The organism is Flavobacteriales bacterium (assembly GCA_020635855.1).
In the GTDB taxonomy this organism is placed as follows: Bacteria; Bacteroidota; Bacteroidia; order JACJYZ01; family JACJYZ01; genus JACJYZ01.
In genome coordinates this window covers 553,742-579,159 of record JACJYZ010000002.1, presented here as the reverse complement: position 1 = coordinate 579,159, position 25,418 = coordinate 553,742, and the positions used below count along the sequence as shown (strand labels likewise).

Below are 25,418 nucleotides of genomic sequence, written 5' to 3'. Positions count from 1 at the left end.
AGGAGTCGCAGGTTGAGGCCGGACGTACGCTGGCGGGGATTTGCAATCCGCGCCCCTGAATGCACTTCCTAACCACTGATCCCACTATTCAACCAAACACACGCATCTTCTTACACCTGTAAGACACGACATGGCTTTTGCCCCTTTCACTAGGCATACTACAATAACTTGCACCGTGAACACATCATTCTTTCCAGCGAGATATTTTCAGTAGCAGACACTCCTTTCATGAAGTTTACAAATGTGTAAACTTTTCTTATCTTTGAACGTATTACTTATGAGGGTTGAATTCAGCACGGATCAACTGGTTTATTTATATACAACCCCATTGAACCAAATCACGGGTAAGCTTGAATTCGGCAAGCATATCATCAGGCAATACAAGAAGAAGATAAACATCCTGATGGCAATTACCGACATAACGCATCTAAGAAATTTCAGGAGTTTGAACTTTGAATTTCTCAAGGGCGATCGAAAGGGTCAATGCTCCATCCGGCTGAATACCCAGTACCGTCTGATTTTCAGACAAACAAAAAAAGACGAAATTGAGATTCTGGTGGTGAATGAAATATCCAAACACTATGAGTAAGGCAAAGAAGACGGCTGACGAAATGATACCGGGCGATCTGATTCATCCCGGTGAAATCCTTGCCGATGAATTGGCAGCGAGAAAAATGACACAGCAAGCATTGGCAGATGAGATGCAGATGAGTAAGTCAGAAATCAGCCTGCTGGTTAACGGTCACCGAAACATCACACCGGTTTTGGCGGTAGGACTTGAAAACGTCCTGGGCATTGATGCCGAGTTCTGGATGAACCTGCAGATCAGGCACGATATTGATAAGGTTCGAAAGAAGATGCAGAATGCCATTGACAAGGCAAATATTTCTACTGACAGGAAACAAAAGCTCAAACGACTTACGGCGTAAAATTAGACTTCCAAAGGCAACGGCCTGCGTTTCTATTGAACACTCGTTTCGTCATCCGACACACTCGCAGCTTTACAAACTATGAATGCTTCCCCTTTCCCATACAACATTATAATCCTTGGAATGCAGATCACATGTTTGATTGTCGAGCACGAAGTGCAACAAACCCGATTTGCGATCGATATATATTTCCATGATATAATCGCCAGGCGTTGCATAGTACCTGGATCTCAGGTGGCGGGAACCTGATACTTTTTGTCTGTACTCCCGGTAGAAACTGGTATCCTGTAACAATCGGACGATACCCGGATTCGCAGTATCCAACTGAAGTGGCATGCTTACCCTGCCCCGCCGGGTTGAAGATATTTCATACCTGTCAATGCTGCGGAACCATTTGCCGATCCCCCTGTTGCTGCGAATATTCAGGTAATAGCTGTTTGAAAGGGTGGATGTACTATTGATCTGCTTCATCGTGTTTTGATCCGGTATCTTTATTTTTATCTGTACCGGGCGACTGTCCCTCAGGTACCATTTATCCAATTCATACACGTTTGTAACCAGGCGCACATGTTGCAGGTAACCGTCTGCCACTTTGCTTCCCACTATCTTCATTCCCACTTTCTTTTCCTGGTGAGAAGATGCACATACACAATGCAACGGCACAGCAGTGAAATCCGTGTCAGATACCCCGGCATGCACATTTTGCGGAAGGCAGCCTGCTATGAGGAGGAGCAGGAAACTTACAATTCTACACATCTTGTCAATATTCATTTCAAACACCAACTCCGTTCAACTCCAATCGAGGTTATTTGCGTATGCTTTTCCAACACAGATAAGCCGTACCGCCAAAAATCAGAACAATCAGGTAGCCTACAACCAAAAGAAATCCGAGCATTCCCCTTTCCCGGTAGTCAAAATCCTTACAAACAAAAGCCACCGTTCCTTCGATGGTCATGAACAGATAGTAGACAGCCACAAAGGAACAAACACCCCCTATGACCATCAACAGGATTCTTTTCACTTTGTGTTTCATCACGTATATACATCAGACCCCATCACGGAATACAAATAAATTACTCCCTCACAATCAACTAAACGCCTTCATAATCTTACACCCGTAAGATCCAACGCCTCATTCGCCCCTTTCCATTTACACATTGTCGTAACTTGACCCGGGGCGGGGATTCGTGCCCCCAATATACTCATGAATACCAAGTCAGTTGCATCCAACCCATTGTCGCATACGCTGGCGCGGATTTGCAATCCGTGCCCTTCATTATAATTCTCACACCGCAGATCCACCACCCATCTAACATCTAACTTCTAACTTCTAACTCCCCCCGCAACCCTTCCACCCTCTTTCCGTATAACCCCCGTCGAGCGGAAAAAGGCAACACCCGTTGCCTGTCAAGAGCCTGTTACTGATATGTGCGTCCCGGCTTGTGAATCGGTCTCCCCGCAATGGTGTTGGAATTATTAACCCTTAATCCCGCTATATGAGCACACCGTTACGCCCTGTTTACAGGATTTGCACATGGATCCTCACCGGACTCATCATCACCCCAGGCATCAGCCCCGCACAAAACTGGAAAGAACTTAATAAGATCGTTGCATCCGACCGCGCCGCTTCCGATTACTTCGGTGTCTCAGTGGCCATTTCCGGCAACCACGCCATCGTAGGCGCCTACCAGGAAGACCATGACACCACCGGCGCCAATTACCTGGGTGACGCCGGATCCGCCTACATCTACGAACGCGACAGCAGCAACGGCAACTGGGGACAAGCGCAAAAACTCGTTCCCGACGACAGAAGAGCAACCGATTACTTCGGCTATACCGTGGCCATCTCAGGAGATTATGCCATCGTAGGCGCCTATCAGAACGACTACGACACGGCCAACGCCAACTTCATCAGCAACGCCGGCGCCGCCTATATCTTTGAGCGCGACAGCAACGGCGTATGGCAGCAAGCCCAGAAACTCGTTTCATCTGACCGCGCATCCAGCGATCTCTTCGGACATGCAGTGGCCATCTCAGGCAACTACGCCGTCGTAGCCACCCATGCAGAAGACGAAGATGAAAACGGCGCAAACACCCTGAGCTTCGCCGGCTCCGCTTATGTGTTCGAACGCGACGGAAGCGGCGTGTGGAACGAGGTGCAGAAAATCGTGGCATCCGACCGCGCCGTCAACGATTTCTTTGGATGGTCGGTAGGCATCTCCGACGACCACATCATCGTAGGCGCCTACCAGGAAGATGAAGATGCGTCCGGCAGCAACACCCTCCTGAGCGCCGGTTCTGCCTATATCTTCGAACGCGACACAAGCAACACATGGAATGAGGTAAAAAAACTCGTGGCGTCCGATCGACATGCAAGCGACTCTTATGGATATGTTGTGTCCATCTCAGGAAACTATGCCGTGATCGGCGCCTACGCCCAGGCGTTTGATGCGAACGGTGCGGATTCCCTGGTGGCAGCCGGCTCGGCCTACATCGTGGAACGCGATGGCGGGGGCAACTGGAATGAAGTGCAGAAAATAGTAGCTTCCGACCGCGGACCCACCGACTTCTTCGGAATTGCCGTGGCCATCGACAGCAACTACATCGTGAGCAGCGCCTACCAGGAAGATGAAGATGCAAACGGTGCCAACACCCTCAACAATGCCGGATCCGCATATGTGTTCGAACGCGACGCAGGCGGCACATGGAATGAAGTCTCCAAGATCGTAGCTTCCGATCGCAACAGCTCAGATAACTTCGGCTCATGGGTGGGCATCTCCGGTGACTACATCATCTCCGGCGCCTATTATGAAGACGAAGATGAAAACGGCGCCAATTACGCCAGCGCCGCCGGATCCGCATACATCTTCAAACCGTGCATGGCCACGTCACTGGCTTATGCGGAAAGCGCTTGCGACAGCTTTACCGTTCCCAGCGGGAATGAGACCTATACTTCCAGTGGTGTGTATATGGATACCATTCCCAACATGGCAGGCTGCGACAGCATCCTCACCATCACACTCACCATCCTCAACACCACCACATACGCTTTCTCCGATACCGCGTGCGACAGCTACACCGTCCCCAGTGGTGACGAAATGTACACTTCCAGCGGCGTATACATGGATACCATCCCGAACATGGCAGGCTGCGACAGCGTCCTCACCATCACACTCACCATCCTTAACAGCACCACGTACGCTTTCTCTGATACCGCGTGCGACAGCTACGTGGTTCCCAGCGGCGATGAAATGTATACTTCCAGTGGGGTATACATGGATACCATCCCGAACATGGCAGGCTGCGACAGCATCCTTACCATCACACTCACCATCCTCAACAGCACCACATACGCTTTCCCGGATACCGCGTGCGACAGCTACGTGGTTCCCAGCGGCGATGAAATGTATACTTCCAGTGGGGTATACATGGACACCATTCCCAACATGGCAGGCTGCGACAGCATCCTCACCATCACACTCACAATTCTTAAAAGCACGGCTGCGGTGTTCAACGAAACTGCGTGCGACAGCTTTGCATGGCAGGGAGTCACGTATACAACCAGCGGCACCTACATGGATACCATCACCAACGTGGCAGGGTGCGACAGTGTGATGACGCTCAACCTGGTCATCAACAACACCACTTCCGCCACGGTCACGGACACGGCCTGCTATCGCTATATGTGGCTCGGACAAGTGCTCACCACCAGCGGCACCTATATAGATACCATTCCGAACGCAGCCAACTGCGACAGCATCATCACCCTGAACCTGACCATCAACACGGTGGATACATCCGTTACGGCGAACGACCCCACACTCACCAGCAACGACACCACCGCCACCGCATGGCAGTGGATCGATTGCAACAACGGCAACACACCGGTCGGCGGCGCCACATCGGCCTCGTTCACCCCGTCGGTCAATGGCTCATATGCCGTCATCGTTACCTCAAACGGCTGCACCGACACCTCGGGTTGTTACAACATCTACACCGTAGGAACACCCGGATGGTTTGGCTCGGATTTCCGACTGTTCCCGAACCCCACCACAGGGAATGTGACACTGACGCTGGGACAAAAGTATGGCCGGCTGACCCTGACGATCCGCAATGTGCTCGGCCAGGTTGTTGCATCAGAAACCCATGCAAAAACATCCGACATCGAATTCACCCTGGATGGAAAACCCGGACTGTACATCATCCAGGTGATGGATGACCAGGGCAACAAATCCTCCTTCAAGGTATTCAAGGAATAACAACCATTCATTCATAAAAAAAGCCACGGGAATTTCCTGTGGCTTTTTTTATTTACTGCTGATGAAAGATTTTTTTTGAAGCGATGCGTTGATCGTTCTTTCCAACTGCCGTCGCGCTTTCCGCTTTTACGCGCCTGGCTATGTCAACAAAAAGCGATGTTGTGTGTAGTTGCAGTCCTCGCCTGCCTGAGTCGCCCGCCGATGAACCCGGCGGGTAACCGCTTCAATCGCGGCTGGGTTGCAATGGTTCCGTCTTCGTCGCGGAAATGTACGACCCCTATGGGGTCGCACCTCACATGTCATGCACATTTATCTATAAACGTTCAATGCCTCCGGCATTGTTCCTGTCATCACCCCGCCTTCGCTTCGCTACTGACGGGCTGGCGAACCACAAACTTCAAACCCGATCCGTTCCGCACACCTCATCCCGTCCATCGCCGCCGACACGATGCCTCCCGCATAGCCCGCTCCCTCGCCGCAGGGGTACAGTCCTTCCATGGATACGTGCTGCAATGTTTCCGGATCGCGCGGTATGCGCACCGGCGATGAGGTACGTGATTCAGGCGCGTGCACGATCGCATCGGCCGTTACAAAACCCTTCATCATGTTCCCGAACTGGGCGAATCCTGCCTGCAGCGAACGATGCACCACCGGCGGCAACACGTCGCCCAACTCAACAGGCACAATGCCCGGTTGATAGGACGTCTTCGGTAAATCCGAGGAAGTCTTTCCCTTCAAAAAATCCGTCAGCCGCTGCGCCGGAACCGTTTGCCTTCGACCACCGACCACCCATGCGGTATGCTCCACGGATGCCTGGAAATTCATGGCTGCAAGCGGGCCTTCCTTTTCAAATTCCCGGAAGTCGGGCATCTGTAGTTCCACAACAATGCCGGAATTCGCGGTGGCATGATCTCGTTTGGAAGGCGACCATCCATTGGTGACCACCTCTTCCTGCTCCGTTGCACACGGTGCGATGATGCCACCCGGGCACATGCAAAACGAATACACGCCCCGGCCGCCGGCCTGCCTCACCAGGCTGTACGATGCGGGTGGCAAATACGGCCCCCGTAAATCACAATGGTATTGAATGTTGTCGATCAACTCCTGCGGGTGCTCCACACGCACACCCAACGCAAAGGGTTTGGCTTCGATCACAATGCCGGATGTATGCAGCAACCGGAAGATGTCCCGTGCCGAGTGGCCGGTTGCCAGGATCACGTGCTGTGCCTCCCAGCGGGTACCGTCGGCGGTAACCAGTCCGCCCATCTTTTTTCCCTTGAGGATGAAATCCGTTACCCGCATGTTGAAATGCACCTCACCGCCATGCGCCAGGATCGTTTCGCGGATGGCCCTGATCACGCCGGGCAGCTTGTTGGTGCCTATATGAGGATGTGCATCCACCAGGATATCCGGTGTGGCGCCGTGCTGCACGAGCACTTCAAGCACCTTCCGCACATTGCCCCGCTTGGTGGAACGGGTATACAGCTTGCCATCGGAATACGCCCCCGCTCCACCTTCTCCGAAACAATAATTGGAATCGGGGTTCACCAGGTGTTCCTTCATCAATGCCGCAATATCCCTTCGGCGCCCCCTCACATCTTTGCCGCGTTCAAGCACCACGGGTTTGAGTCCGGCTTCCAGCAGTGACAACGCAGCAAAGAGTCCGGCCGGCCCGGCCCCTACGATCAGAACGGGTGGGGCATTGTGCACATCCTTGTACACTGGTGCAGACACCAGCAAAGGGTTGTTGGGTTCGCCTATGAACAGCAGTACTTTCAGGTTGAAAACAACGGGGTAGCGGCGGGCATCAATGGAGCGGCGAATGATTACGGAAGCGGTGACATCCTCAAACGGAACACCCGCAGTACGGGCGGCCCGGGTTCTCACTGCCATTTCGTTGGCCGCCTGTTCGGGCGGAAGCACGATGTTGACCTCTTTCTGCATGTGATGAGGTCAGGGGCGGATGGGTTTATACGAAGTCATCCCCATCGGCCTGGAATTTAAATCCCAATCGTTTGCCGGTGCGCATGTTGAGGTTGTTGATCGCCTCCTGCATCTCCTGCAAGGTTAACACCTTCACATCATCGTACGGCGGAGTAAGCAGGTCGAAGTCGAGCGCATACAGGATGGCCGACTGGATGATGTTGCGCATGTGTTCTTTGTCGAGCACGGCATTGACAAAATCGTTGTACAGGAATGCCAGCTGGCGTTTGCCTTCCACGAAGTAATGGCTTTCCCTGTTAACGAACAGTCGGCCGATGAGGTAGCCCATGTCACCCATTCGCTGGTATTTGAAAGAATCTTTCAGAAAGTTGTAGATGTTGATCATGCCGCAGTACATGCGGGATTCATCTTCCTTCACATAGGAGGTTTTCCAGATCGAGTGGTCGGCATCAAAGGCAAATACGTTGGAATGCATGTTAAAGATGAGCACATCCCCTCCGAAGCGCAGGTCGGCTTCGTACGGACCTTTGTCGCGGAATTCCACCTTCACCTCCTCATCAATTCCCTGCATCTGGGAAGAGAGGTCCTTCGCCACCTCTTCCAGCACACCTTTCAGCTGATCGAACAACTCAAGGGTGTTTTTGTAGACCTTGAGTTTGAGGGACGACTTCGCCTGGAGGGTTTCCAGGATCAGGTCGCGGGGTGATTGTTGTTTAGATGACATAGATCCTTTTTGAAGGGATGGAAATGAATTGTACGCTCCTGCACCTAACGGGTTTCATCCTTTAATATGCTTTGGCAAACACCACCCGGTGCGGGGAAGGTTTACCCGATTTGATGCATGTTCCGTTCTCCTTTTCCGGTTGAAGCGGAATGCAACGGATGGTCGCTTTCGTTTCCTGTTTGATTTGTTCGGCGGTCTCTTCGGATCCGTCCCAATGGGCATATACAAAACCTCCCTTGTCCACCTTTTCGGTAAACTCTTCCCATGTATCAGCGCGGTGGCTGTTCGCCTCCCGGAAATCAAGGGCTTTCTGGTACAGGTTCTGTTGGATAGCATCCAGCAGGTGTTGCACCTTGTGAACGATATCGGCCTGCTGCAATACTTCTTTCTCAAGGGTATCACGGCGCGCCACTTCGATGGTGCCATTTTCCAGATCGCGGGGGCCCATGGCCAGACGCACCGGTACGCCTTTGAACTCGTATTCGCTGAACTTCCAGCCCGGTTTCTGGGTGTCACGGTCGTCGTATTTTACGCTGATGCCGGCTTTCTTCAGATCGACCATGATGGCATGTACCTTCTCGGATATCAGTGCCAGTTCTTCATCTTTCTTATATATAGGTACGATCACCACCTGGAAGGGTGCAAGCTTGGGGGGAAGTACCAAGCCGTTGTCATCGCTGTGTGCCATGATCAGGGCGCCCATCAGGCGGGTGGATACCCCCCATGAAGTGGCCCATACATACTCTTCTTTCCCGGTTTTGTCCGCGAACTTCACATCGAACGCCTTGGCGAAATTCTGGCCGAGGAAGTGGGAGGTTCCGGCCTGAAGCGCTTTACCGTCCTGCATCAATGCCTCGATGCAATAGGTTTCAACGGCACCTGCAAAACGTTCACCGGGGGTTTTGATGCCCTGCAGCACCGGTACGGCCATGTGGTTTTCCACAAAGTCGGCATAAACACCCAGCATGCGCTCGGCTTCTTCAATGGCTTCTTCGGAGGTGGCATGGGCGGTGTGACCTTCCTGCCACAGGAACTCAGCGGTACGTAGGAACAAACGGGTGCGCATTTCCCAGCGCACTACGTTGGCCCACTGATTGATGAGCAGCGGCAGGTCACGATAGGAGCGGATCCAGTTCTTGTATGAATTCCAGATGATGGTTTCGGAAGTTGGCCTTACAATGAGTTCTTCCTCCAGCTTTGCCTCATCATCCACCACAATGCTTTTGCCGTCGGCCCCGTTCTTCAGGCGATAATGGGTAACAACGGCGCACTCTTTGGCAAAACCCTCCACGTGGGCGGCTTCCTTGCTAAGGAAAGACTTAGGGATAAATAGGGGAAAATAGGCATTGACGTGACCGGTATCCTTGAACATCTGGTCCAGTGCGGCCTGCATTTTCTCCCATATGGCAAAACCATAGGGTTTAATAACCATGCAACCTCTTACCGCAGAATGCTCCGCCAGGTCGGCACGCACCACCAGGTCGTTATACCATTGGGAATAATTTTCTTCTCTGCTAACAAAATCCTTGGCCATGAATTTGTGGTATAGAATTTGTAATTTTAAAAACAACGGGGCAATGATGCCATGAAGACCGGCAAAAATAAGAATAAATACCTGCCTTCATTAAACCGGATCAAAGGATTTACCGTCTTAGTAACATAACAGCAAAGAACCATGCAAACGTTGATCAGAAAAACCACAGGGCCGCATCTTGTTGTTTGGATCACCGTCGCCTCCATCGGTGCACTCCTCTTCAGTGGATGTTCATCCACCCGCTACACGAGGATTCAGAACGATGACGATGATGTGTATTACGCCACCACCGATGTTCCCGTGCAACAACCCGCACCGGAAAGGACGTACCAGGAGGGGAATCAACCTTCCCCCACCGAAAACCAGGCGGAAAAACAAAACGACGCATACTACGATTCGGAATACAAATCCGAACCTGCCCAGGCAGCCGAAACGGAAACCCAAACCGATGCCAAAGGGAACACGTACGTAACCAACAATTACTACGGGAACAATTACGACGAAGACGATTATTACGACTACGCGTATACTGCCCGCATACGTCGTTTCTACAATCACAGCGGATGGAGCTATTATGACCCGTATTATACCAACCTTTATTGGTACGATCGGTACCCCTCAAGCTGGGGTGTGAGTATCTACTGCGGATACAGGTGGTGGAGACCTTACAGCCATACAACGGTATACATCAGCTACGGCGACCCCTGGTACTATGGTCCGGGATATTATGATCCCTGGTATTCCCCCTATTACAGTTGGGGCTCTTACCGCCACGGTTACCGCAATGGCTACTGGAACGGTTACTGGAATGGCTACTATGACGGATATTACAACGGCCACGGTTATTATGGCAACAACAATCCGAACTACTACAACAGCCGCGACTACACCTCGCACCACTACGGACCGAGGGGAGGCATCACCGGAAGCAACGGACGCGAGATCCCAAAAACACTGGGCGAAAGGTATGAGACCTTCAAGGGACCGGACCGGACACCCACACCTACCCTTCGCGATGGCAGGCCTGATGTGAAAGTCGGAGAAAAGAAAACCCAATTCACCGATCCGAACGGCAACCCGGCACAACCACGTCCTACCAACGTGAATACGATCGGCGAGAAACCGGGCAGAGATACGGGGCTGGATGGCGGAACCGGTGTGAAACCCAATCCGGTGAACCCGAGGGACAATCAGCCTGAGTCGCCCATCAAAAAGACCAGGGATGTTAATCCGGGCAACGACAATACGCCCACACGATCCAACCCGCCGGTCATCGAACGGCAACCGGATGTGCGACCGCAAACGGATACTCCTTCTCCCGGCAACGACAAACCCACCCGGGATCAGGTGCCACAAAACAACAAAACCAAAGTAATTCGCGAGCAACCCGAAACAACACCCAACCGTGAACGTTCCCCGAATTACCAGATGGACAAACCCGCTCCGCAGAAGTCGCAAAGCACGCCTTCGCGGATAAACACACCCAGGCAGGATCGCCCGTCAAGACAGCAAAGTCCTGCACCGCAACGGAGCCCACAAAGGCAATCGGGAAACAACAACCAACCGAGTTATTCGACCCCGGCCCCATCTCCACCTTCCAGTCCGCGACCTTCAGGAGGCGGCTCCAGAAACGGAGGCGAAAGGCCAACCCGTACCTCACCACGATGAACCTGGAAACGCCCACCGGCAAATGTGACCTTACACAGGGTACCGTTTGCCGGTGCACTGGCGGTTCCGATGCAAACCAAGTTTCATTGAAGGATACCTTTAGAGGCAATCCCCATTCAATCATACCATGAATAAATGCACACTTTTCTCCCTGTTGATGGCCTGCGCCACACTTCCGGCAACGGCGCAAAATGAAGTGGACGCCCTTCGATACTCCCAAAGCACATTCGGCGGTACCGCCAGAACGCTAGGAATGGGTGGCGCTTTCGGAGCGCTGGGAGGTGACATCTCATCCATGTACATCAACCCGGCAGGGATTGCCGTTTTCAGGAAGTCGGAATTCACCTTCACTCCGGCATTCCACCAGTACCAGTCCACTTCCGTATTCAACGGAACGCCTGCCTTTGATGGCAAAAGCAATTTCAACTTCTCCAATGCTGGCATTGTATTCACCAACCGGGATGAGAACAAAAACTATGGATGGATCAGCACCCATTTCGGGTTGGCCTACCACCGGGTGGACAACTACCACAGGGCTGTAGACGCCGCTGGTGTAAATGCAAAGAACTCTTTGCTGGATACCTTCCTTGAAAATGCAAATGCCAACGGAGGCATGACACCGGAAGAACTGGCCGACAATTATCCCGGATCCGCCTACCTGGCCTATTACACCTACCTCATCGACACGCTTCCCGGAGATCCTTATCATTACTACAGCCAGATTCCTTACGCAGGCGTGATGCAGCGAAGAACGGTAGAGTCCAAAGGCTCAAACAGTGAAACCCTGCTCAGCTTCGGCGCCAACTATGAGAACCGGTTGTACGTGGGTGCATCCATTGGCTTTGCACACGTCCGTTACAGGGAAATCTTCAGCTATTCCGAATCGGACTACAAGGATACCATTCCGGCCTTCACGCGGTTTGAGATTGGTCAGGACCTACAAACCGACGGGCAGGGCATCAATGCCAAGGTGGGCGTCATCGCCAGGCCTCATGATGCGATACGGGTCGGACTCTCCTACCAATCACCCACCTGGTTCGGCATGAATGACGAATACTTCTATAGCTTATCAGCGGTATATGACAATGGATTCTCCCCGGACACATCGTTGGGAGGATTGTTCAACTACAACCTGAAGACCCCGAGCCGCACCACAGCCAGCATGGCCTTTATCATAGGAAAGGCGGGACTGGTAAGTGCCGACTACGAAATGGTGAATTACGGGCGTGCCAAGCTGTCATCGGACCCTTATCCTTTCGATGATGAAAATGGACACATCGCTTCCAAACATACCCAGGCCGCAAACCTCCGGGTCGGAACGGAATGGCGCCTAAACCCATTCCGCTTCCGCGCGGGGTATGCGCACTATGGCAACCCCTTTTCGAATCAGGTGAACAACGACGGCAGCAGGGAAAGCATGACCCTCGGCGCCGGCTACCGGGGTGATGGATATTATGTGGATGTAGCGTATGTGTACACCCAGAGCAGTCCGAATATCTTTTTCTATGATCCGACCCTGGTTGACCCTGCTTCGCAACACCTGCGATCGCACATCATCGCGGTTACGGTAGGATTTCGCTACTGAGTCACTTCTCCCCGACGCGATTGAGTCCGGCCTTGGCCTTTTGGCTCAGGCTTTGTGCATATTCATGGTCTTTCAGGGAGATGCATTTGCGGTAGTACTTGCGGGCTTCTTCCAAGTCACCTTCCTTCTCATACATCATCCCCAGTTGCAATGCTGCATTGGCGGCATAGTATAACGGAAGTGTTTCCCCGTCACGAATGGTCATATCGAAATAAGTCTTGGCCTTGTCAGCATGTTGCAGTTCCTGGTGAATGCGTGCCAGCCTGTAGACAAATTCCACCCTTTCCTCCCGGGTATCAAAGCCCCGGGCATTCCCGTCTGCCACCAATACCTGCAGCGACTTGTTGAAATAACCACCATCGAAGAGCAGGCGCGCCTTCAACAACTTGACATTGGGCACCACACCCGACTCCGCAGCCTGCATGGCCTGTTTATCGGCGCCAAGGGTGGTATTTCCGGATGTTTTCACCTGTTCCATGATTTCCCGGTACCTGGCTTCATTGCCAGCCAGCAACTGGATCCATGCGAGGCGCTGCCGGGCGGCTTTCAAATAACTTTTTCCCTTGAAGTGCTTCAGGTAAGATTCAAAATAGACAGCGGCGCCAGCATCAAGTTTACCCTGCAGTGCCGTTCCCAGCAGGTATTCAAGGTAAGGGAAGGGTTCGTACGCCGTATCTGTCGGACGGCGTTGCAGAATGGATATTGCCTTTTCATTGTCGCCCTGATCCATGGCAATACGGGCCGAAGAGTATACATACAAGGGATTGTTCGCATATTCATCCTCTGTAAACAGCTGGCCAATCAGCGCCTTGAATCCGGGCGTAACGGAGATGCCTTCCAGTTCCAGGTTAAGCTGGGCAAAGGTCACCAGGAAGAATGTTTCGGTTTTGAGGAAAGCCAGATCTTCCTGGCGACCGGCGGCTTCCAGCACAGACATCATTTCGTTCACACCCTGAGACACAGATCCCTCCACACCAATCAGGTTCTTCGCCCATGCATACTCATCCGGAATGGTGCCGATCAATGCATGCAAGAGTCCCAGGCTTTTCCTGTTAGGAATAAAATCAGGGTATAGTTTCGCATTGCGTGTTAGCAGACGATAGGCTTTATTGATCTCCATCGCAGCCGGCATGTACTCACCGAATCGAAGCCTGGCAAAGGCCCACTGCAGGTTTACTTCCGCATGTGTCAACAGGTACCAGGGGGAATTTTTGGGAGCTTCATCCAGCAATTTCAGGCGGGCATCCTTGTTGGGTAACAGTTGCTGGAACTCGGCCTTGTTCTCATGCAGGAAGACAGTCAGGAAATCAATATAATTTTCTATAAATGGAAGGATGTCGTTATCGGGATGAAGCTGCTTTTCCGCTTCCAGCTGCCTGCGCCCATCCTGAAAACGGAGGGTGATGATGCTGTGATAGGCCTGCCGTGCGCCTTCGGTCCATTCGAATGAAGCCCTGACCGGCCCGGCGATGAACAACATCATGGCAAGAAACGAAACGATTGATCGTGCAGAACGGATGTTTGTATTCAACCTCACCGGATAAAATCGGTTATGTAGCAAAAAGGGCATCCGGTTTGAACCTGAATGCCCTGTAAAGTCAATGTGTTTGCTGTTTCGATCAGGAGATTTCCGCTGCCAGATCAGAATCCACCAGGATGCGACCGCAGTGCTCGCAAACGATGATCTTCTTACGGGTACGAATATCCAACTGCCTTTGCGGCGGAATCTGGTTGAAGCATCCTCCGCAGGCTTCACGTTCAATGGACACGACAGCCAGGCCGTTGCGCGCATTTTCACGGATGCGTTTGTATGCGGTCAGCAATCTTTCTTCAATCACCGCCTCTGCCTTCTTAGACTTCCGTCCCAGCTCTTCTTCTTCCTTCTGGGTTTCTTTGATAATGTCGTCTAGTTCTTTCTTCTTGTGGTCAAAATCACTTCGACGCTCGTTCAGTCTGCCATCCGCCTCATCAATCATTTGCTTTTTCTGCTCAATCAGCACTTCGAATTCCTTGATGCGCTTTTCGGAAAGCTGGATTTCCAGGTTCTGGAATTCTACTTCCTTGTTCAGGGATTCGAACTCGCGGTTGTTGCGAACGTTCTTTTGTTGCTCGGAATATTTCTTGATCAGTTCCTTGGAATCCTTAATCGCCTGTTTCTTTTCAGAGATCTGGGTTTCCAGTTCCTTGAGTTCGTCGGTATAGTTGTTCACACGGGTCTCAAGTCCCTCAATATCATCTTCCAGGTCACGTACCTCCAGGGGAAGCTCACCGCGCACGGTACGGATCTTGTCGATGCTTGAATCGATTACCTGCAGGCTGTAGAGAGCCCTTAGTTTTTCTTCAACCGCGTGGCTTACCTTGGCAGCCGCTTTGCTGGATGCCGGAGCAGGTGCAGCAGGTTTGGCTGCTTCCACCTTTTCCGCTTTTGCAGGAGCTTTCTTTTCAGATTTTACAGGGGCGGATTTAGCTGGCTTCGGAGTCTTTTCGGCTTTGCTGGCGGTCTTGGCAGCAGGTTTCTTCGCTTTCGTTTCCGTGGCTTTCTTGTTGGAAGCTGATTTTGCGGTGGCCATAGGTTATACCAAATATTTTATGGGGTTTGTTATGATCTCCGTTAAGAGAACCGCAAAATTAGGAAATTTTTCTTTAACATACGCCACTATGAGTTCCTGTGTGAATTGCTCGGCTTCATAGTGCCCGATGTCCACCAGCAGGATCCTGCCATCTGCGTCAAAAAAGGTGTGGTACCTGATGTCAGACGTAATGAAAACATCCACGCCGGCACGTAGGGCGTCCGGAATCAGGAAACTCCCCGACCCTCCACACAAGGCCACCCGTTGTACGGGCCTTGCAAGCAGCCGGGTATGCCGCAGACACGACACCCCCATCCTTTCTTTCACCTGTTTCAGAAATGCTTTTTCTTCCATGGGCTTGGAGAGCCGGGCCACCATACCGGAACCCTCGGGTTGTCCGGCTTGCCTGGGCCGCAGCACCCCTTCCGGCTCCAGATCGAGCTTTCTGCAGATCATGGCGTTCACTCCGTCCGGCACGGCATCCAGGTTGGTATGGATCGCATACAGCGCCACGCCATTTCTGATTGCTGCAATCAAGGCACGCTCCACATAACTTCCCCCGCTGAATTTCTTCAATCCCTGAAAAACAATGGGATGATGCGACACCACCATGTTACAGTTACGTGACACGGCGTCCATCACCACCTCTTCCGTGCAATCCAGGGATACCATCACCCCCGTGACTTCGCCGGCGGGATCTCCGGTAATCAGACCTGCATTGTCATACGACTCCTGCAGCTGCGGCGGCGCCCATACCTCCAGGCAGGCTGCAACATCGCCAATGGTAACTTGTGACATGGCTCAAAAGTACGGATTTTGACAGGCGACACAAACGGCTCAGATCCGATGCGGTTTTGTACTTTTGGGCGGCATGCAAACCTGGCGATACCTCTTGCTTCCTTTCTCCATCCTATACGGTGCCGGCGTCCGCTTCCGGAATGTGCTGTTCACCATGGGCTGGTTCAGGGAACAAACTTTTCCGGTACCGGTTATTACCGTGGGCAACCTGAAATCAGGAGGCACCGGTAAATCGCCCATGGTGGATTTCATCACCGGTCATCTGTCGGCCGACCACAAAATAGCCGTGCTGAGTCGTGGATACGGTCGCAAGTCGAAGGGCTTCCTATACGCCACACCCGACGCCGGTGCCGTTTCCGTGGGAGACGAGGCCATGCAACGCGTGAACCGCCATCCGGCATGGATTGTTGCAGTGGATGAAAACCGGAGACATGGTATACAGAGAATACTGACCGATTACCCCGATATAGAAGCAGTGATACTTGACGATGCGTTCCAGCACCGTTATGTGAAAGCGAACTGCAATGTACTCTTGATAGAATACGCCCATTTCTTCCGTTCCAATTTCCTTCTGCCCGCCGGCCTGGAGCGCGAACCCTGGTCGGGTAGAAAGCGGGCCCACATCATCATTGTAACCAAAACTCCGGAAGATGCCCGGAAAGCGGAGATGAAACCAATCCTGGATCGCATCCGCCCAACACCGAATCAACATATATTTTTTGCATCCATCCGATACGAAGCAATACAACCCGTCTGGCCCGATGGTCATCCTTCCGTTTCATCCGTTTCAGGCAAAAACATCTTGCTTTGCACCGGTATCGCCAACCCGGAACCATTGATCAAATACCTGGAACAGGCTGGCAACCTCGTAACACCGATGACCTATCCCGATCACCACAACTTCACCGACCGTGACGTGAAGCATATGATCACGACCTTTCAGCAACTTCCGGTTGACAACAGGCTGTTTCTGACCACCGAGAAAGATGCGGCACGACTGAGAACACCATCCTTCAAAGCCCTGCTAGAAAATGCCCGACCTTATTACCTGCCGATTTCGGTCGTAATTAACAACAACGACAAACAACGTTTTTATCAAATCATCGAATCCCATGTCAAAAGAGATCCAATCCGCAGTTGATTACATCCTTTCACAAACCGATTTCAAACCACGCACCGGCATTGTGCTGGGCACCGGACTGGGTGCACTCAGCAAAGAAATTACCATTCAGGCCCGCCTCCCTTACAAAGACATTCCCCACTTTCCGTTATCCACCGTGGAAAGCCATTCGGGCAACCTGCTGTTCGGAGAAATCAACCATCACCCGGTTGTGGCCATGGAAGGCCGTTTCCACTATTATGAGGGATATTCGATGCAGGAGGTGGTTTTCCCCATTCGCGTAATGAAACACCTCGGCATAGAAAGGTTAATCGTGTCCAATGCCAGCGGCGGTCTCAACCCTTCTTATGAAAAAGGAGACCTGATGATCATTTCCGATCACATCAGCCAATTCCTACCCGATCCACCGCTACGCGGCAAGCACAATCCGGAATGGGGTCCTAGGTTCCCCGACCTCCTCCACGCCTACGACCCGAAAATGCGTGGCCTGGCACTTGAACTTGCAGCCACATTAAAAATACGGGCGCATGAAGGTGTATATGTAGCCGTACCCGGCCCTCACCTGGAAAGTCCGGCCGAATACAAAATGCTGCGGATGCTGGGCGCGGATGCCGTGGGGATGTCAACCGTACCCGAGGTGATTGCTGCACGCCAAATGGGACTACCGTGTTTCGCCATTTCCATTATCACCGACCTGGGCGTGGAAGGCCGGATCGAAGAAGTGAGCATTGAAAAGGTGATTGCTGTGGCCAGCCAGGCCGAGCCGAAAATGACCGCCGTGATGAAGGCCTTGATCTCTTCATTTTGATTCCGTACATTGGGCATTAGGAAATCCTTTGCCCATGCGACTTTCACACATCCTGCTTACCTGCAGCCTGATTGTGGCGTGTCTTGTGCCCGCCATGGCCCAGATCGACAGCAACGTTACTTTGCTGTACCATTGGAACGATACCACCATTGCGGGATCCGCCTCCTACAACAACCGGTACAACGAGATCTGGGGATTCACCCGCAACAACCGCGAATATGCGGTGATAGGCTCCACCCAGGGCACACACATCTTTGATGTGACGGATGCAGTCAACAGCGTTCCGGTGGCCTTCGTAAAAGGTGCGGTCTCAACCAACCAGATCGTTCACCGCGATTTTCATGATTACGGCAACTACCTTTACATGGTCAGCGATGAAGGCGAAAGTACGCTGCAGATCGCAGACATCTCCTACCTACCCGACAGTGTACACGTAGTCTATGATTCGCGCAACCTGTTCAAACGCTCCCACAACATCTTCATCGATTCGGCCACCGTCCGGCTTTACGTTTGCTCGGTTACATCCACGGCCAGGGGATACAAAGGACTTGAAGTCTATAGCCTGCAGAACCCCGAGTTACCACAATTGCTGAAGGTGTACAACGACATGGGCACCGTTCACGACATCTATGTGCGCAACGACACCGGCTTCTGCCACAATGGGTACAATGGAATGGTGGTGATGGACTTCACCGACACCTCAAACTTTCACGCCCTCGGAAGCATCGACACCTACCCGGATAAAGGTTATAACCATTCGGGATGGCTCTCGGAAGACGGCAAACATTATGTAATGGCCGATGAAAACCACGGATATCGTCTGAAAATGCTGGATGTATCTGACCTATCCGATATCAAGGTCGTGGCCACATTCGGCTCCGGCGTGGATTCAATGTCCATGGCCCACAACCCGCTCATCAAAGGCGATTACCTGTATGTTGCTTATTACCACGACGGATTTGAACTGTATGATATATCGGATCCGGCGAACCCCATCAAGCGCGGCTATTACCGCACCTACTCCGCCGGTGACCACGACTCCTATCGAGGCGCATGGGGCTGTTATCCTTTCCTTCCATCCGGCCATGTGCTGGTATCCGACATGCAGTACGGCCTGTTCGTGCTGGATGTCAGCCAGGTGATATCATCAACGGGTGATCATCCGAAACCACGCTCCTGCCGCGTGTATCCGAACCCGACCACAGGTCGGTTACACGTCCGCTTCCCCGAGGAAATGACAGGACAGGTTGTTCGGTACGAAGTGTACAGCATGGACGGTCGGCGCGTCTTGTCGGGAACTACCGCGGATGAGAACCTTTCGCTGGAAGGACTACCGGAATCCATTTATATGCTGTCACTCATTTCCGGCGATGTCCGTTTTCATACACGGATTTCCAAAATCAATCCGTAAACCCCTGAAAAAACCAGCAAATCCAATCTTCTGAGGGGAGGTTTCGGTTTTATGGCAAAGACCTTATCTTTGTCGGCAACCAACGTAAACCTAATCCCCTGCCATGAAACGATTTAGCAAGATTGCGATTGCCTGTGTGACAACTTTCCTGGTGGCATCCTGCGGAAAGAAGGCACCCAGCATTGAAGGTGACATGACCAATTCACCGGGAGGGTGGGTTTATCTGGAAGAATTGCTCCCGAACACAACCATCCTTCTGGACTCCACAGCCATGGATGCCAATGGTCACTTTGAGTTGAATACCCGCGTCAGCGAAATGGGATTCTACCTGTTGCGTTTCGGCAAGGATGCACATACGTCCGGGCGCGTGCTTACCCTGCTGACCGACAGCATGGAGAACATCGAACTGACGGGTGACCTCAACGATCTGCAACGCACATACAAAGTGGAAGGCTCAACCGGATCAGGCGAGATCAGTGAACTCACGGATTTCGCCACCCAACAGATGCACGCACTGGATTCTTTGTCTCAAATCTTCCAGTCTGCACAGAACACGCCCGACTTCCCCAGCATCAAGGCCGGACTCGAAGCCGAGTACCAACGCATGAAGGAAGACCTGCGCCAACACTCCATCTCCTTTATACAAACGCACGACGGATCGCTTTCCACCATCATCGCCCTTTACCAGCGCATCGGACGAGACATGGTATTCGACGCATCATCGGAAGGCGACCTGAAATATTTCGAACAGGTAGCAACCTCCCTGGACAAGACATACCCCAATTCCAAACACGTGCAAACCCTCAAGTTGCGGATCGACAATATCAAAGCCGAAATCGCCGAAGCAAAAGCACGCCATGAGATGGAAGCCAAACTGGCACCCGGACTGGATGCTCCGGAGATCACATTGAATGACCCCAGCGGGAAACCCATATCCCTGTCTAGCCTGCGCGGCAAAGTGGTATTGATTGATTTCTGGGCCTCCTGGTGCAGACCCTGTCGTGCCGAGAACCCCAACGTGGTACGCGTATACAAAGAATACCACAAACGGGGTTTTGAGATTTACGCCGTAAGTCTTGATCGAAGCCAAGATGCCTGGGTAAAAGCCATCGAAGACGACAACCTCACCTGGATACACGTGAGTGACCTGGCATTCTGGTCTTCCCCCATCCTCCAGGTGTACGGCATCACGTCCATTCCCTCCACTGTTCTCATAGGCAAAGACGGAAAGATCATCGCAAGAAATCTGAGAGGTGAATCCCTGGAACAGAAATTAAAAGAGGTGCTGGGTTGATGTAACTTTACAGGATGAATGAGCGTCCGATACGCGCTATGAAAAAATCCGCATCTTTCTTTTTGAGCCTTTTCGCACTGATCACCGCAGGCCGGTCTGTTGCACAGGAAAAGACCTACTTCCAACAATCAGTGGATTACACCATTCACGTAAGCCTCGACGATGTAAACCACATGTTGAGCGCGAACGAAACGGTGGTGTATACCAACCATTCCCCCGACACCCTCAGGGAACTCTATTTTCACATCTGGCCGAATGCCTACAAAAACAATGAAACTGCCTTGGGCAAACAGTTGGTGGACCAAGGGAACCGGTCATTGTTCGATGCCGATGAATCATCAAAGGGATGGATCGACAGCCTGCACTTCCAGGCAAACGGCAAAGACATCAAATGGTCTTATGACCCCCAACATATAGATATCGCCCTACTTACGCTGAACGAACCACTGCTACCGGAAGCAAATGTCACCATCACCACACCGTTCAAGGTGAAGGTTCCGTCGGGCAAGATCTCCCGCCTGGGGCACATGGGACAACAATACCAGATCACCCAATGGTACCCGAAGCCTGCCGTATACGACCGCGATGGGTGGCATGCCATGCCATACCTGCACCAGGGGGAATTCTATTCTGAATTCGGAAGCTATGATGTGAGCATTGAACTGCCGGCCAACTATGTGGTGGGTGCCACCGGCGACCTTCAAAAAAACCCCGAGGAAGAACGGCGCCTCATCGAGAACGCCATGGAAACGGCAAAGATCACCGACTTTGACACAACCATGGCCTTCCCTGCCAGTGATACCAAACGCAAGACCCTGCGTTTCGTCCAACACAACGTACACGACTTCGCATGGTTTGCAGATAAACGTTACCACGTGCTCCACGGCGAAGTCAAATTGCCGCACTCCGGCCGCAAGGTGCAAACATGGGTGATGTTCACCAACGACAAAGCAAAGCTGTGGAAAGACGCGATCCAATACGTCAACGATGCCGTGTACTACTATTCCCTCTGGAACGGCGACTACCCATACAACCATGCAACCGCCGTAGACGGCACCATCAGTGCGGGCGGAGGAATGGAATATCCCAACATCACCGTCATCGGTCGCACCAACAGCGCAACCAGGCTGGATGAAGTGATCGCACATGAAGTGGGACACAACTGGTTTTACGGCATCCTGGGATCCAATGAACGCATCCACCCCTGGATGGATGAGGGCATCAACTCGTTCAACGAGCTCCGGTACATGACCACCAAATACCCGGGACGAAAATTACTGGAAGGAGATGTAGCAACGCGCATCGCCGAAAGGTTTGACCTGGCTTACCTGCCGGCAAGGGCCGAAAAGGACCTGTCCTACCTGATCAATGCCAGGTCTCGCAGCGATCAGCCATGCGAAGGAAAGGCCATTTACTATACCGAATTGAACTACGGCGGCATGGTCTATGCAAAAACCGCCATTGCTTTCGACTACCTGCTGGCATGGCTGGGACCGGACGTAGTCGACAGCTGCATGCATGCCTATTTCAATGCATGGAAGTTCAAACATCCGCAACCTGAAGACTTCCGGCGCATCTGGGAAGAAAAATCAGGGAAAGACCTGGCCTGGTTTTTTGATGATGTTATTGACGGTACGGCATGGCTCGACTACAAACTGGCCGACGTGAGCAAAGACGGCAGCCACATCCGGGTGAGAAATGCCGGTGAGGTTCCCGGTCCTTTTTATGTAAATGCGTATGCCGGCGATTCAATCGTGGCCACAAAGTGGTACGATGGATTCAAGGGTAGCAAACAGCTGGAATTTCCTGCAGGCGCATATGATCGCCTGGTGATTAACGCCACGGGCCGCATGCCTGAAACCAGGCGAACCAACAACACCCTCCGTACGCACGGCATCCTGCGTGGCATCGAACCGCTTCGCATCCAATGGCTGGGCAGCACGGAGAACCCCAACCGCACGCAGGTATTCTACAACTACCTGCTGGGCTGGAACCGATACAACGGTTTCATGCTGGGTCTGGCCCTCAACAACAGCCTCATCCCCCAAAAGAAATTCGAATGGCTCCTTGCCCCGATGTACGGTTTTGCAAGCAATTCACTTGCAGGTGGCGCACGAATGACCTATCACACATATCCATTGCGCAGCATGTTAGAATCAGTGGATTACGGACTGCGGGCCTCCTCCTTCGCCTTGTCGAACAGTCCGCTGACGCTGAACTATTACCGCATCATGCCGGAAGTACGTTTGAAAATCCGGCGCCAGCATCCGACCGATCACCTGAAACAACAGATCAGACTGCGCGCGGTGTATGCCATCGAAAACCAAAGCAAATGGCAGCAACCGGATCCATATGTTCAAGGTTATTATGCATATGCCGAAGACAACCGGTATTATGTGAATGAGATTGCCTACAAGCTGGAGAACGACCGCATGATCGATCCTTATGGCATGGAGGCCTCCTACCAATACGGCTCATCCGAAACCATGGGTGACTTCGGAAAGGCACAAGTTGAACTGAAGTACAAACTCTCCTTCCATCAGAAGAGAAAAGGAATTGAATTGCGTGCGTTCGGCGGTGCCATGTTGTTTGCCAGCATACCTGACAGCACACGGTTCGGGTTCGGCATGAGCGGAAACACAGACTACATGTACGACCAGCTGTACTTTGCCAGGAATACATCCACCGGTTTCTTCGGACAACAGGTTGCTGTCAACGACGGCGGCTTCAAGAACCTGACCGGTTTGCCCACGTTGAGTTGGATCAATTCCTTCAACGCCATGATATCATTGCCCGGCAAACTTCCGCTCTGGCTGTACGGCGACATCGGAACGGGCGGTGACATGAAGAAATGGGCTTATGACGCCGGTTTGGCCATTCGAATCGTACCCGATATCCTTGAGGTATACCTGCCGTTTGCCCAGTCAGAAGATCTTAACCAACTCTCGTTCGGGCAGCGCATACGGTTCACATTCAACATCACCCGGATGGATCCGTTCGAAATGCTGCGAAACACCCTTTGATGCCTGAAACCGGAAACATATTCTTCATCTCCGATCTGCACCTGGGTGTACCCGACCATGCCGGAAGCCTTGAGCGGGAAAAGAAAGTGGTGGCCTGGCTGGATGCGATCAAGTCCAACTGTAAAACATTGTACCTTCTCGGAGACGTGTTCGATTTTTGGTTCGAATACAAAACGGCGGTACCCAGGGGTTTTGTGAGATTGCTGGGCAAGCTGGCCGAGCTTCGTGATGCAGGAACACAAATCCACTTCTTCACCGGCAACCATGACATGTGGGCATTCGACTACCTGGAGAAAGAAATCGGCGTGATCATTCATCGGCATCCGGTTCAGGTGGAAATGGGCGGAAAGAAATTTTACCTGGCCCATGGCGACGGTATTGGCCCCGGAGATCACAAGTACAAAATGCTGAAGAAAATCTTCGCCAGCAAACTTTGTCAATGGTTGTTTGCACGCCTGCACCCGAACCTGGGCATCGGCATCGCCCAATATTTTTCACGCCGGAGCCGGCTGTCGACTGAAGACGAGGTGTTTTATGGCGACAAAGAATGGCAGGTCATTCATTCCAGGGAGGTGCTCAAAAAGGAACACATCGATTACTTCATATACGGGCACAGGCACCTGGCAAACGATATCGAACTGGAAAATGGCGCCAGGTTCATCAACCTGGGCGACTGGATCTCGCTTTACACCTATGCCGAGTTTAACGGCAGCGAGTTGGTGTTGAAGAAATTCAATCCCTGATCACACCGCCACGCGCGCGATCAGGTCAGCCAGGCGATTGGAATAGCCCATCTCATTGTCATACCATCCCACCACTTTCACCATGCTGCCCATCACGGATGTGAGTCCGGGATCGAAAATGCATGAATAAGGATTACCCACGATATCAATAGAAACGATGGGGTCGGGATTGAAGGCCAGGATCCCTGCCAACGTACCTTCCGACGCCGACAGAAATGCGTCATTCACTTCCTCGATGCTTTCAGGCGCCCGTGACAGAATACACGTGAGATCGGTGAGCGAGCCATCAGGAACCGGCACCCGAATGCCACACCCACCCATTTTACCTTCAAGGTGGGTGAAGATGCGCGTGATGGCTTTTGCTGCACCCGTTGTGGTAGGCACAATGGAATATGCTGCTGCGCGTGCCCGACGCAAATCGGCGTGGGGCGCATCATGCAGGCGCTGATCGGTGGTATACGAGTGCACGGTTGTGATGTAACCGGATTCGATGCCCCATTTCTCGTCCAGTACTTTCACCATGGGTGCGGCGCAGTTGGTGGTACAGGAAGCATTGGAGATCACCGGCTCATTGGCGTCAAGGATGTGATCATTCACCCCCAACACCACTGTTTTCACATCGGCACTTTGGGGAGGTGCGGAAATGATCACACGTGAAGCCCCGGCGGTCAGGTGCCCGGAAGCGGCTTCAAGGGTGCGGAAATGACCGGTGGATTCGATCACCACATCCACCCCTGCTGATTTCCATGGGATGTCTTTCGGATCTTTGACCGCCGACATAGATACCTGAACACCGTTGATCACCAGCTGATCGCCGGAGGTTTCAACGGTACCGGGGAACGCCCGGTGAACCGAATCATACTTCAGCAGATGAGCGAGCGTAGCCGCATCCGCCAGGTCGTTGATTGCCACGATCTCCATATCGGGCCTGTTGTTCACGACCCGCGCCAGGGTACGTCCTATCCTTCCGAAACCATTGATACCAATTCGAATCATGCTAGCCATTTT

20 protein-coding genes are annotated in these 25,418 nt (G+C 52.4%); 11 read left to right on the top strand and 9 right to left on the bottom strand.

What is annotated here, in order from left to right:
- The first annotated feature begins 277 nt into the window (after positions 1 to 277).
- Together H6585_02515 and H6585_02510 are read left to right on the top strand one after the other, a co-directional pair.
- A complete protein-coding gene (locus H6585_02515) occupies positions 278 to 589 on the top strand; it encodes a type II toxin-antitoxin system RelE/ParE family toxin (GenBank protein MCB9447202.1) in 312 nt (103 codons plus the stop codon).
- Entirely contained in the window at positions 582 to 929 is a 348-nt protein-coding gene (locus tag H6585_02510) for a HigA family addiction module antidote protein (protein ID MCB9447201.1), read from the top strand. The genes H6585_02515 and H6585_02510 overlap by 8 nt, the downstream gene beginning before the upstream one ends.
- A 72-nt stretch (positions 930 to 1,001) precedes the next feature.
- Here H6585_02510 and H6585_02505 read toward each other — a convergent pair whose 3' ends face one another.
- Together H6585_02505 and H6585_02500 are read right to left on the bottom strand one after the other, a co-directional pair.
- Positions 1,002 to 1,685 carry a hypothetical protein gene (locus tag H6585_02505; GenBank protein MCB9447200.1) on the bottom strand — a complete coding sequence of 228 codons (684 nt, stop codon included), beginning with the start codon at positions 1,683 to 1,685 and terminating at the stop codon, positions 1,002 to 1,004.
- A gap of 49 nt (positions 1,686 to 1,734) precedes the next feature.
- The gene (locus H6585_02500; GenBank protein ID MCB9447199.1) at positions 1,735 to 1,962 is read right to left on the bottom strand and encodes a hypothetical protein; all 228 of its coding nucleotides are present in this window, start codon (positions 1,960 to 1,962) and stop codon (positions 1,735 to 1,737) included.
- Between the two features lie 463 nt (positions 1,963 to 2,425).
- Between H6585_02500 and H6585_02495 the strand changes: the two genes are divergently transcribed.
- The gene (locus tag H6585_02495) at positions 2,426 to 5,188 is read left to right on the top strand and encodes a T9SS type A sorting domain-containing protein (GenBank protein MCB9447198.1); all 2,763 of its coding nucleotides are present in this window, start codon (positions 2,426 to 2,428) and stop codon (positions 5,186 to 5,188) included.
- 369 nt (positions 5,189 to 5,557) lie between these two features.
- On the opposite strand, the gene H6585_02490 is transcribed toward H6585_02495, so the two are convergent.
- The 3 genes from H6585_02490 to H6585_02480 form a co-directional block, all read right to left on the bottom strand.
- A complete protein-coding gene (locus tag H6585_02490) occupies positions 5,558 to 7,132 on the bottom strand; it encodes an FAD-binding protein (protein ID MCB9447197.1) in 1,575 nt (524 codons plus the stop codon).
- A 25-nt stretch (positions 7,133 to 7,157) separates the two neighbouring features.
- Positions 7,158 to 7,856 (bottom strand): hypothetical protein, encoded by a 699-nt coding sequence (locus H6585_02485; protein ID MCB9447196.1) that lies wholly within the window; start codon positions 7,854 to 7,856, stop codon positions 7,158 to 7,160.
- Positions 7,857 to 7,917: 61 nt separating this feature from the next.
- On the bottom strand, positions 7,918 to 9,390 hold the full coding sequence (locus H6585_02480) for a proline--tRNA ligase (protein ID MCB9447195.1): 1,473 nt from the start codon (positions 9,388 to 9,390) through the stop codon (positions 7,918 to 7,920).
- Between the two features lie 141 nt (positions 9,391 to 9,531).
- Here H6585_02480 and H6585_02475 point away from each other — a divergent pair, with 141 nt between their 5' ends.
- Together H6585_02475 and H6585_02470 are read left to right on the top strand one after the other, a co-directional pair.
- The gene (locus H6585_02475) at positions 9,532 to 11,058 is read left to right on the top strand and encodes a hypothetical protein (GenBank protein ID MCB9447194.1); all 1,527 of its coding nucleotides are present in this window, start codon (positions 9,532 to 9,534) and stop codon (positions 11,056 to 11,058) included.
- 127 nt (positions 11,059 to 11,185) lie between these two features.
- Complete coding sequence (locus H6585_02470; GenBank protein MCB9447193.1) at positions 11,186 to 12,643, top strand: hypothetical protein; 1,458 nt, start codon at positions 11,186 to 11,188, stop codon at positions 12,641 to 12,643.
- A 1-nt stretch (position 12,644) separates the two neighbouring features.
- Here H6585_02470 and H6585_02465 read toward each other — a convergent pair whose 3' ends face one another.
- The 3 genes from H6585_02465 to H6585_02455 all read right to left on the bottom strand — a co-directional run bounded on the left by H6585_02465 (position 12,645) and on the right by H6585_02455 (position 16,011).
- Entirely contained in the window at positions 12,645 to 14,126 is a 1,482-nt protein-coding gene (locus H6585_02465) for a tetratricopeptide repeat protein (GenBank protein ID MCB9447192.1), read from the bottom strand.
- Between the two features lie 136 nt (positions 14,127 to 14,262).
- On the bottom strand, positions 14,263 to 15,213 hold the full coding sequence (locus H6585_02460) for a hypothetical protein (GenBank protein ID MCB9447191.1): 951 nt from the start codon (positions 15,211 to 15,213) through the stop codon (positions 14,263 to 14,265).
- A gap of 3 nt (positions 15,214 to 15,216) precedes the next feature.
- Positions 15,217 to 16,011, bottom strand: coding sequence for a Nif3-like dinuclear metal center hexameric protein (locus H6585_02455; GenBank protein ID MCB9447190.1), 795 nt, complete (start codon positions 16,009 to 16,011; stop codon positions 15,217 to 15,219).
- Between the two features lie 73 nt (positions 16,012 to 16,084).
- Here H6585_02455 and lpxK point away from each other — a divergent pair, with 73 nt between their 5' ends.
- From lpxK to H6585_02425, 6 genes are all read left to right on the top strand, one after another.
- Complete coding sequence (lpxK, locus tag H6585_02450; protein MCB9447189.1) at positions 16,085 to 17,152, top strand: tetraacyldisaccharide 4'-kinase; 1,068 nt, start codon at positions 16,085 to 16,087, stop codon at positions 17,150 to 17,152.
- Complete coding sequence (locus H6585_02445; protein MCB9447188.1) at positions 17,124 to 17,939, top strand: purine-nucleoside phosphorylase; 816 nt, start codon at positions 17,124 to 17,126, stop codon at positions 17,937 to 17,939. The genes lpxK and H6585_02445 overlap by 29 nt, the downstream gene beginning before the upstream one ends.
- Positions 17,940 to 17,973: 34 nt before the next feature.
- Entirely contained in the window at positions 17,974 to 19,350 is a 1,377-nt protein-coding gene (locus H6585_02440) for a choice-of-anchor B family protein (GenBank protein ID MCB9447187.1), read from the top strand.
- A gap of 103 nt (positions 19,351 to 19,453) precedes the next feature.
- On the top strand, positions 19,454 to 20,644 hold the full coding sequence (locus tag H6585_02435) for an AhpC/TSA family protein (protein ID MCB9447186.1): 1,191 nt from the start codon (positions 19,454 to 19,456) through the stop codon (positions 20,642 to 20,644).
- A 62-nt stretch (positions 20,645 to 20,706) separates the two neighbouring features.
- Entirely contained in the window at positions 20,707 to 23,667 is a 2,961-nt protein-coding gene (locus H6585_02430) for a M1 family metallopeptidase (GenBank protein ID MCB9447185.1), read from the top strand.
- The gene (locus tag H6585_02425) at positions 23,667 to 24,410 is read left to right on the top strand and encodes a UDP-2,3-diacylglucosamine diphosphatase (protein MCB9447184.1); all 744 of its coding nucleotides are present in this window, start codon (positions 23,667 to 23,669) and stop codon (positions 24,408 to 24,410) included. Before H6585_02430 ends, H6585_02425 begins: the two co-directional genes overlap by 1 nt.
- Here the strand turns inward: H6585_02425 and gap are convergent, their stop codons facing one another.
- The gene (gene gap, locus H6585_02420; protein ID MCB9447183.1) at positions 24,411 to 25,415 is read right to left on the bottom strand and encodes a type I glyceraldehyde-3-phosphate dehydrogenase; all 1,005 of its coding nucleotides are present in this window, start codon (positions 25,413 to 25,415) and stop codon (positions 24,411 to 24,413) included.
- Positions 25,416 to 25,418 lie beyond the last annotated feature (3 nt).

Bases quoted from the DNA above. Each gene is read 5' to 3' on its own strand.
- H6585_02515 (MCB9447202.1), top strand. From the start codon at position 278: ATGAGGGTTGAATTCAGCACGGATCAACTGGTTTATTTATATACAACC.
- H6585_02510 (MCB9447201.1), top strand. From the start codon at position 582: ATGAGTAAGGCAAAGAAGACGGCTGACGAAATGATACCGGGCGATCTG.
- H6585_02505 (MCB9447200.1), bottom strand. From the start codon at position 1,685: ATGTGTAGAATTGTAAGTTTCCTGCTCCTCCTCATAGCAGGCTGCCTT.
- H6585_02500 (MCB9447199.1), bottom strand. From the start codon at position 1,962: ATGAAACACAAAGTGAAAAGAATCCTGTTGATGGTCATAGGGGGTGTT.
- H6585_02495 (MCB9447198.1), top strand. From the start codon at position 2,426: ATGAGCACACCGTTACGCCCTGTTTACAGGATTTGCACATGGATCCTC.
- H6585_02490 (MCB9447197.1), bottom strand. From the start codon at position 7,132: ATGCAGAAAGAGGTCAACATCGTGCTTCCGCCCGAACAGGCGGCCAAC.
- H6585_02485 (MCB9447196.1), bottom strand. From the start codon at position 7,856: ATGTCATCTAAACAACAATCACCCCGCGACCTGATCCTGGAAACCCTC.
- H6585_02480 (MCB9447195.1), bottom strand. From the start codon at position 9,390: ATGGCCAAGGATTTTGTTAGCAGAGAAGAAAATTATTCCCAATGGTAT.
- H6585_02475 (MCB9447194.1), top strand. From the start codon at position 9,532: ATGCAAACGTTGATCAGAAAAACCACAGGGCCGCATCTTGTTGTTTGG.
- H6585_02470 (MCB9447193.1), top strand. From the start codon at position 11,186: ATGAATAAATGCACACTTTTCTCCCTGTTGATGGCCTGCGCCACACTT.
- H6585_02465 (MCB9447192.1), bottom strand. From the start codon at position 14,126: ATGATGTTGTTCATCGCCGGGCCGGTCAGGGCTTCATTCGAATGGACC.
- H6585_02460 (MCB9447191.1), bottom strand. From the start codon at position 15,213: ATGGCCACCGCAAAATCAGCTTCCAACAAGAAAGCCACGGAAACGAAA.
- H6585_02455 (MCB9447190.1), bottom strand. From the start codon at position 16,011: ATGTCACAAGTTACCATTGGCGATGTTGCAGCCTGCCTGGAGGTATGG.
- lpxK (MCB9447189.1), top strand. From the start codon at position 16,085: ATGCAAACCTGGCGATACCTCTTGCTTCCTTTCTCCATCCTATACGGT.
- H6585_02445 (MCB9447188.1), top strand. From the start codon at position 17,124: ATGTCAAAAGAGATCCAATCCGCAGTTGATTACATCCTTTCACAAACC.
- H6585_02440 (MCB9447187.1), top strand. From the start codon at position 17,974: ATGCGACTTTCACACATCCTGCTTACCTGCAGCCTGATTGTGGCGTGT.
- H6585_02435 (MCB9447186.1), top strand. From the start codon at position 19,454: ATGAAACGATTTAGCAAGATTGCGATTGCCTGTGTGACAACTTTCCTG.
- H6585_02425 (MCB9447184.1), top strand. From the start codon at position 23,667: ATGCCTGAAACCGGAAACATATTCTTCATCTCCGATCTGCACCTGGGT.
- gap (MCB9447183.1), bottom strand. From the start codon at position 25,415: ATGGCTAGCATGATTCGAATTGGTATCAATGGTTTCGGAAGGATAGGA.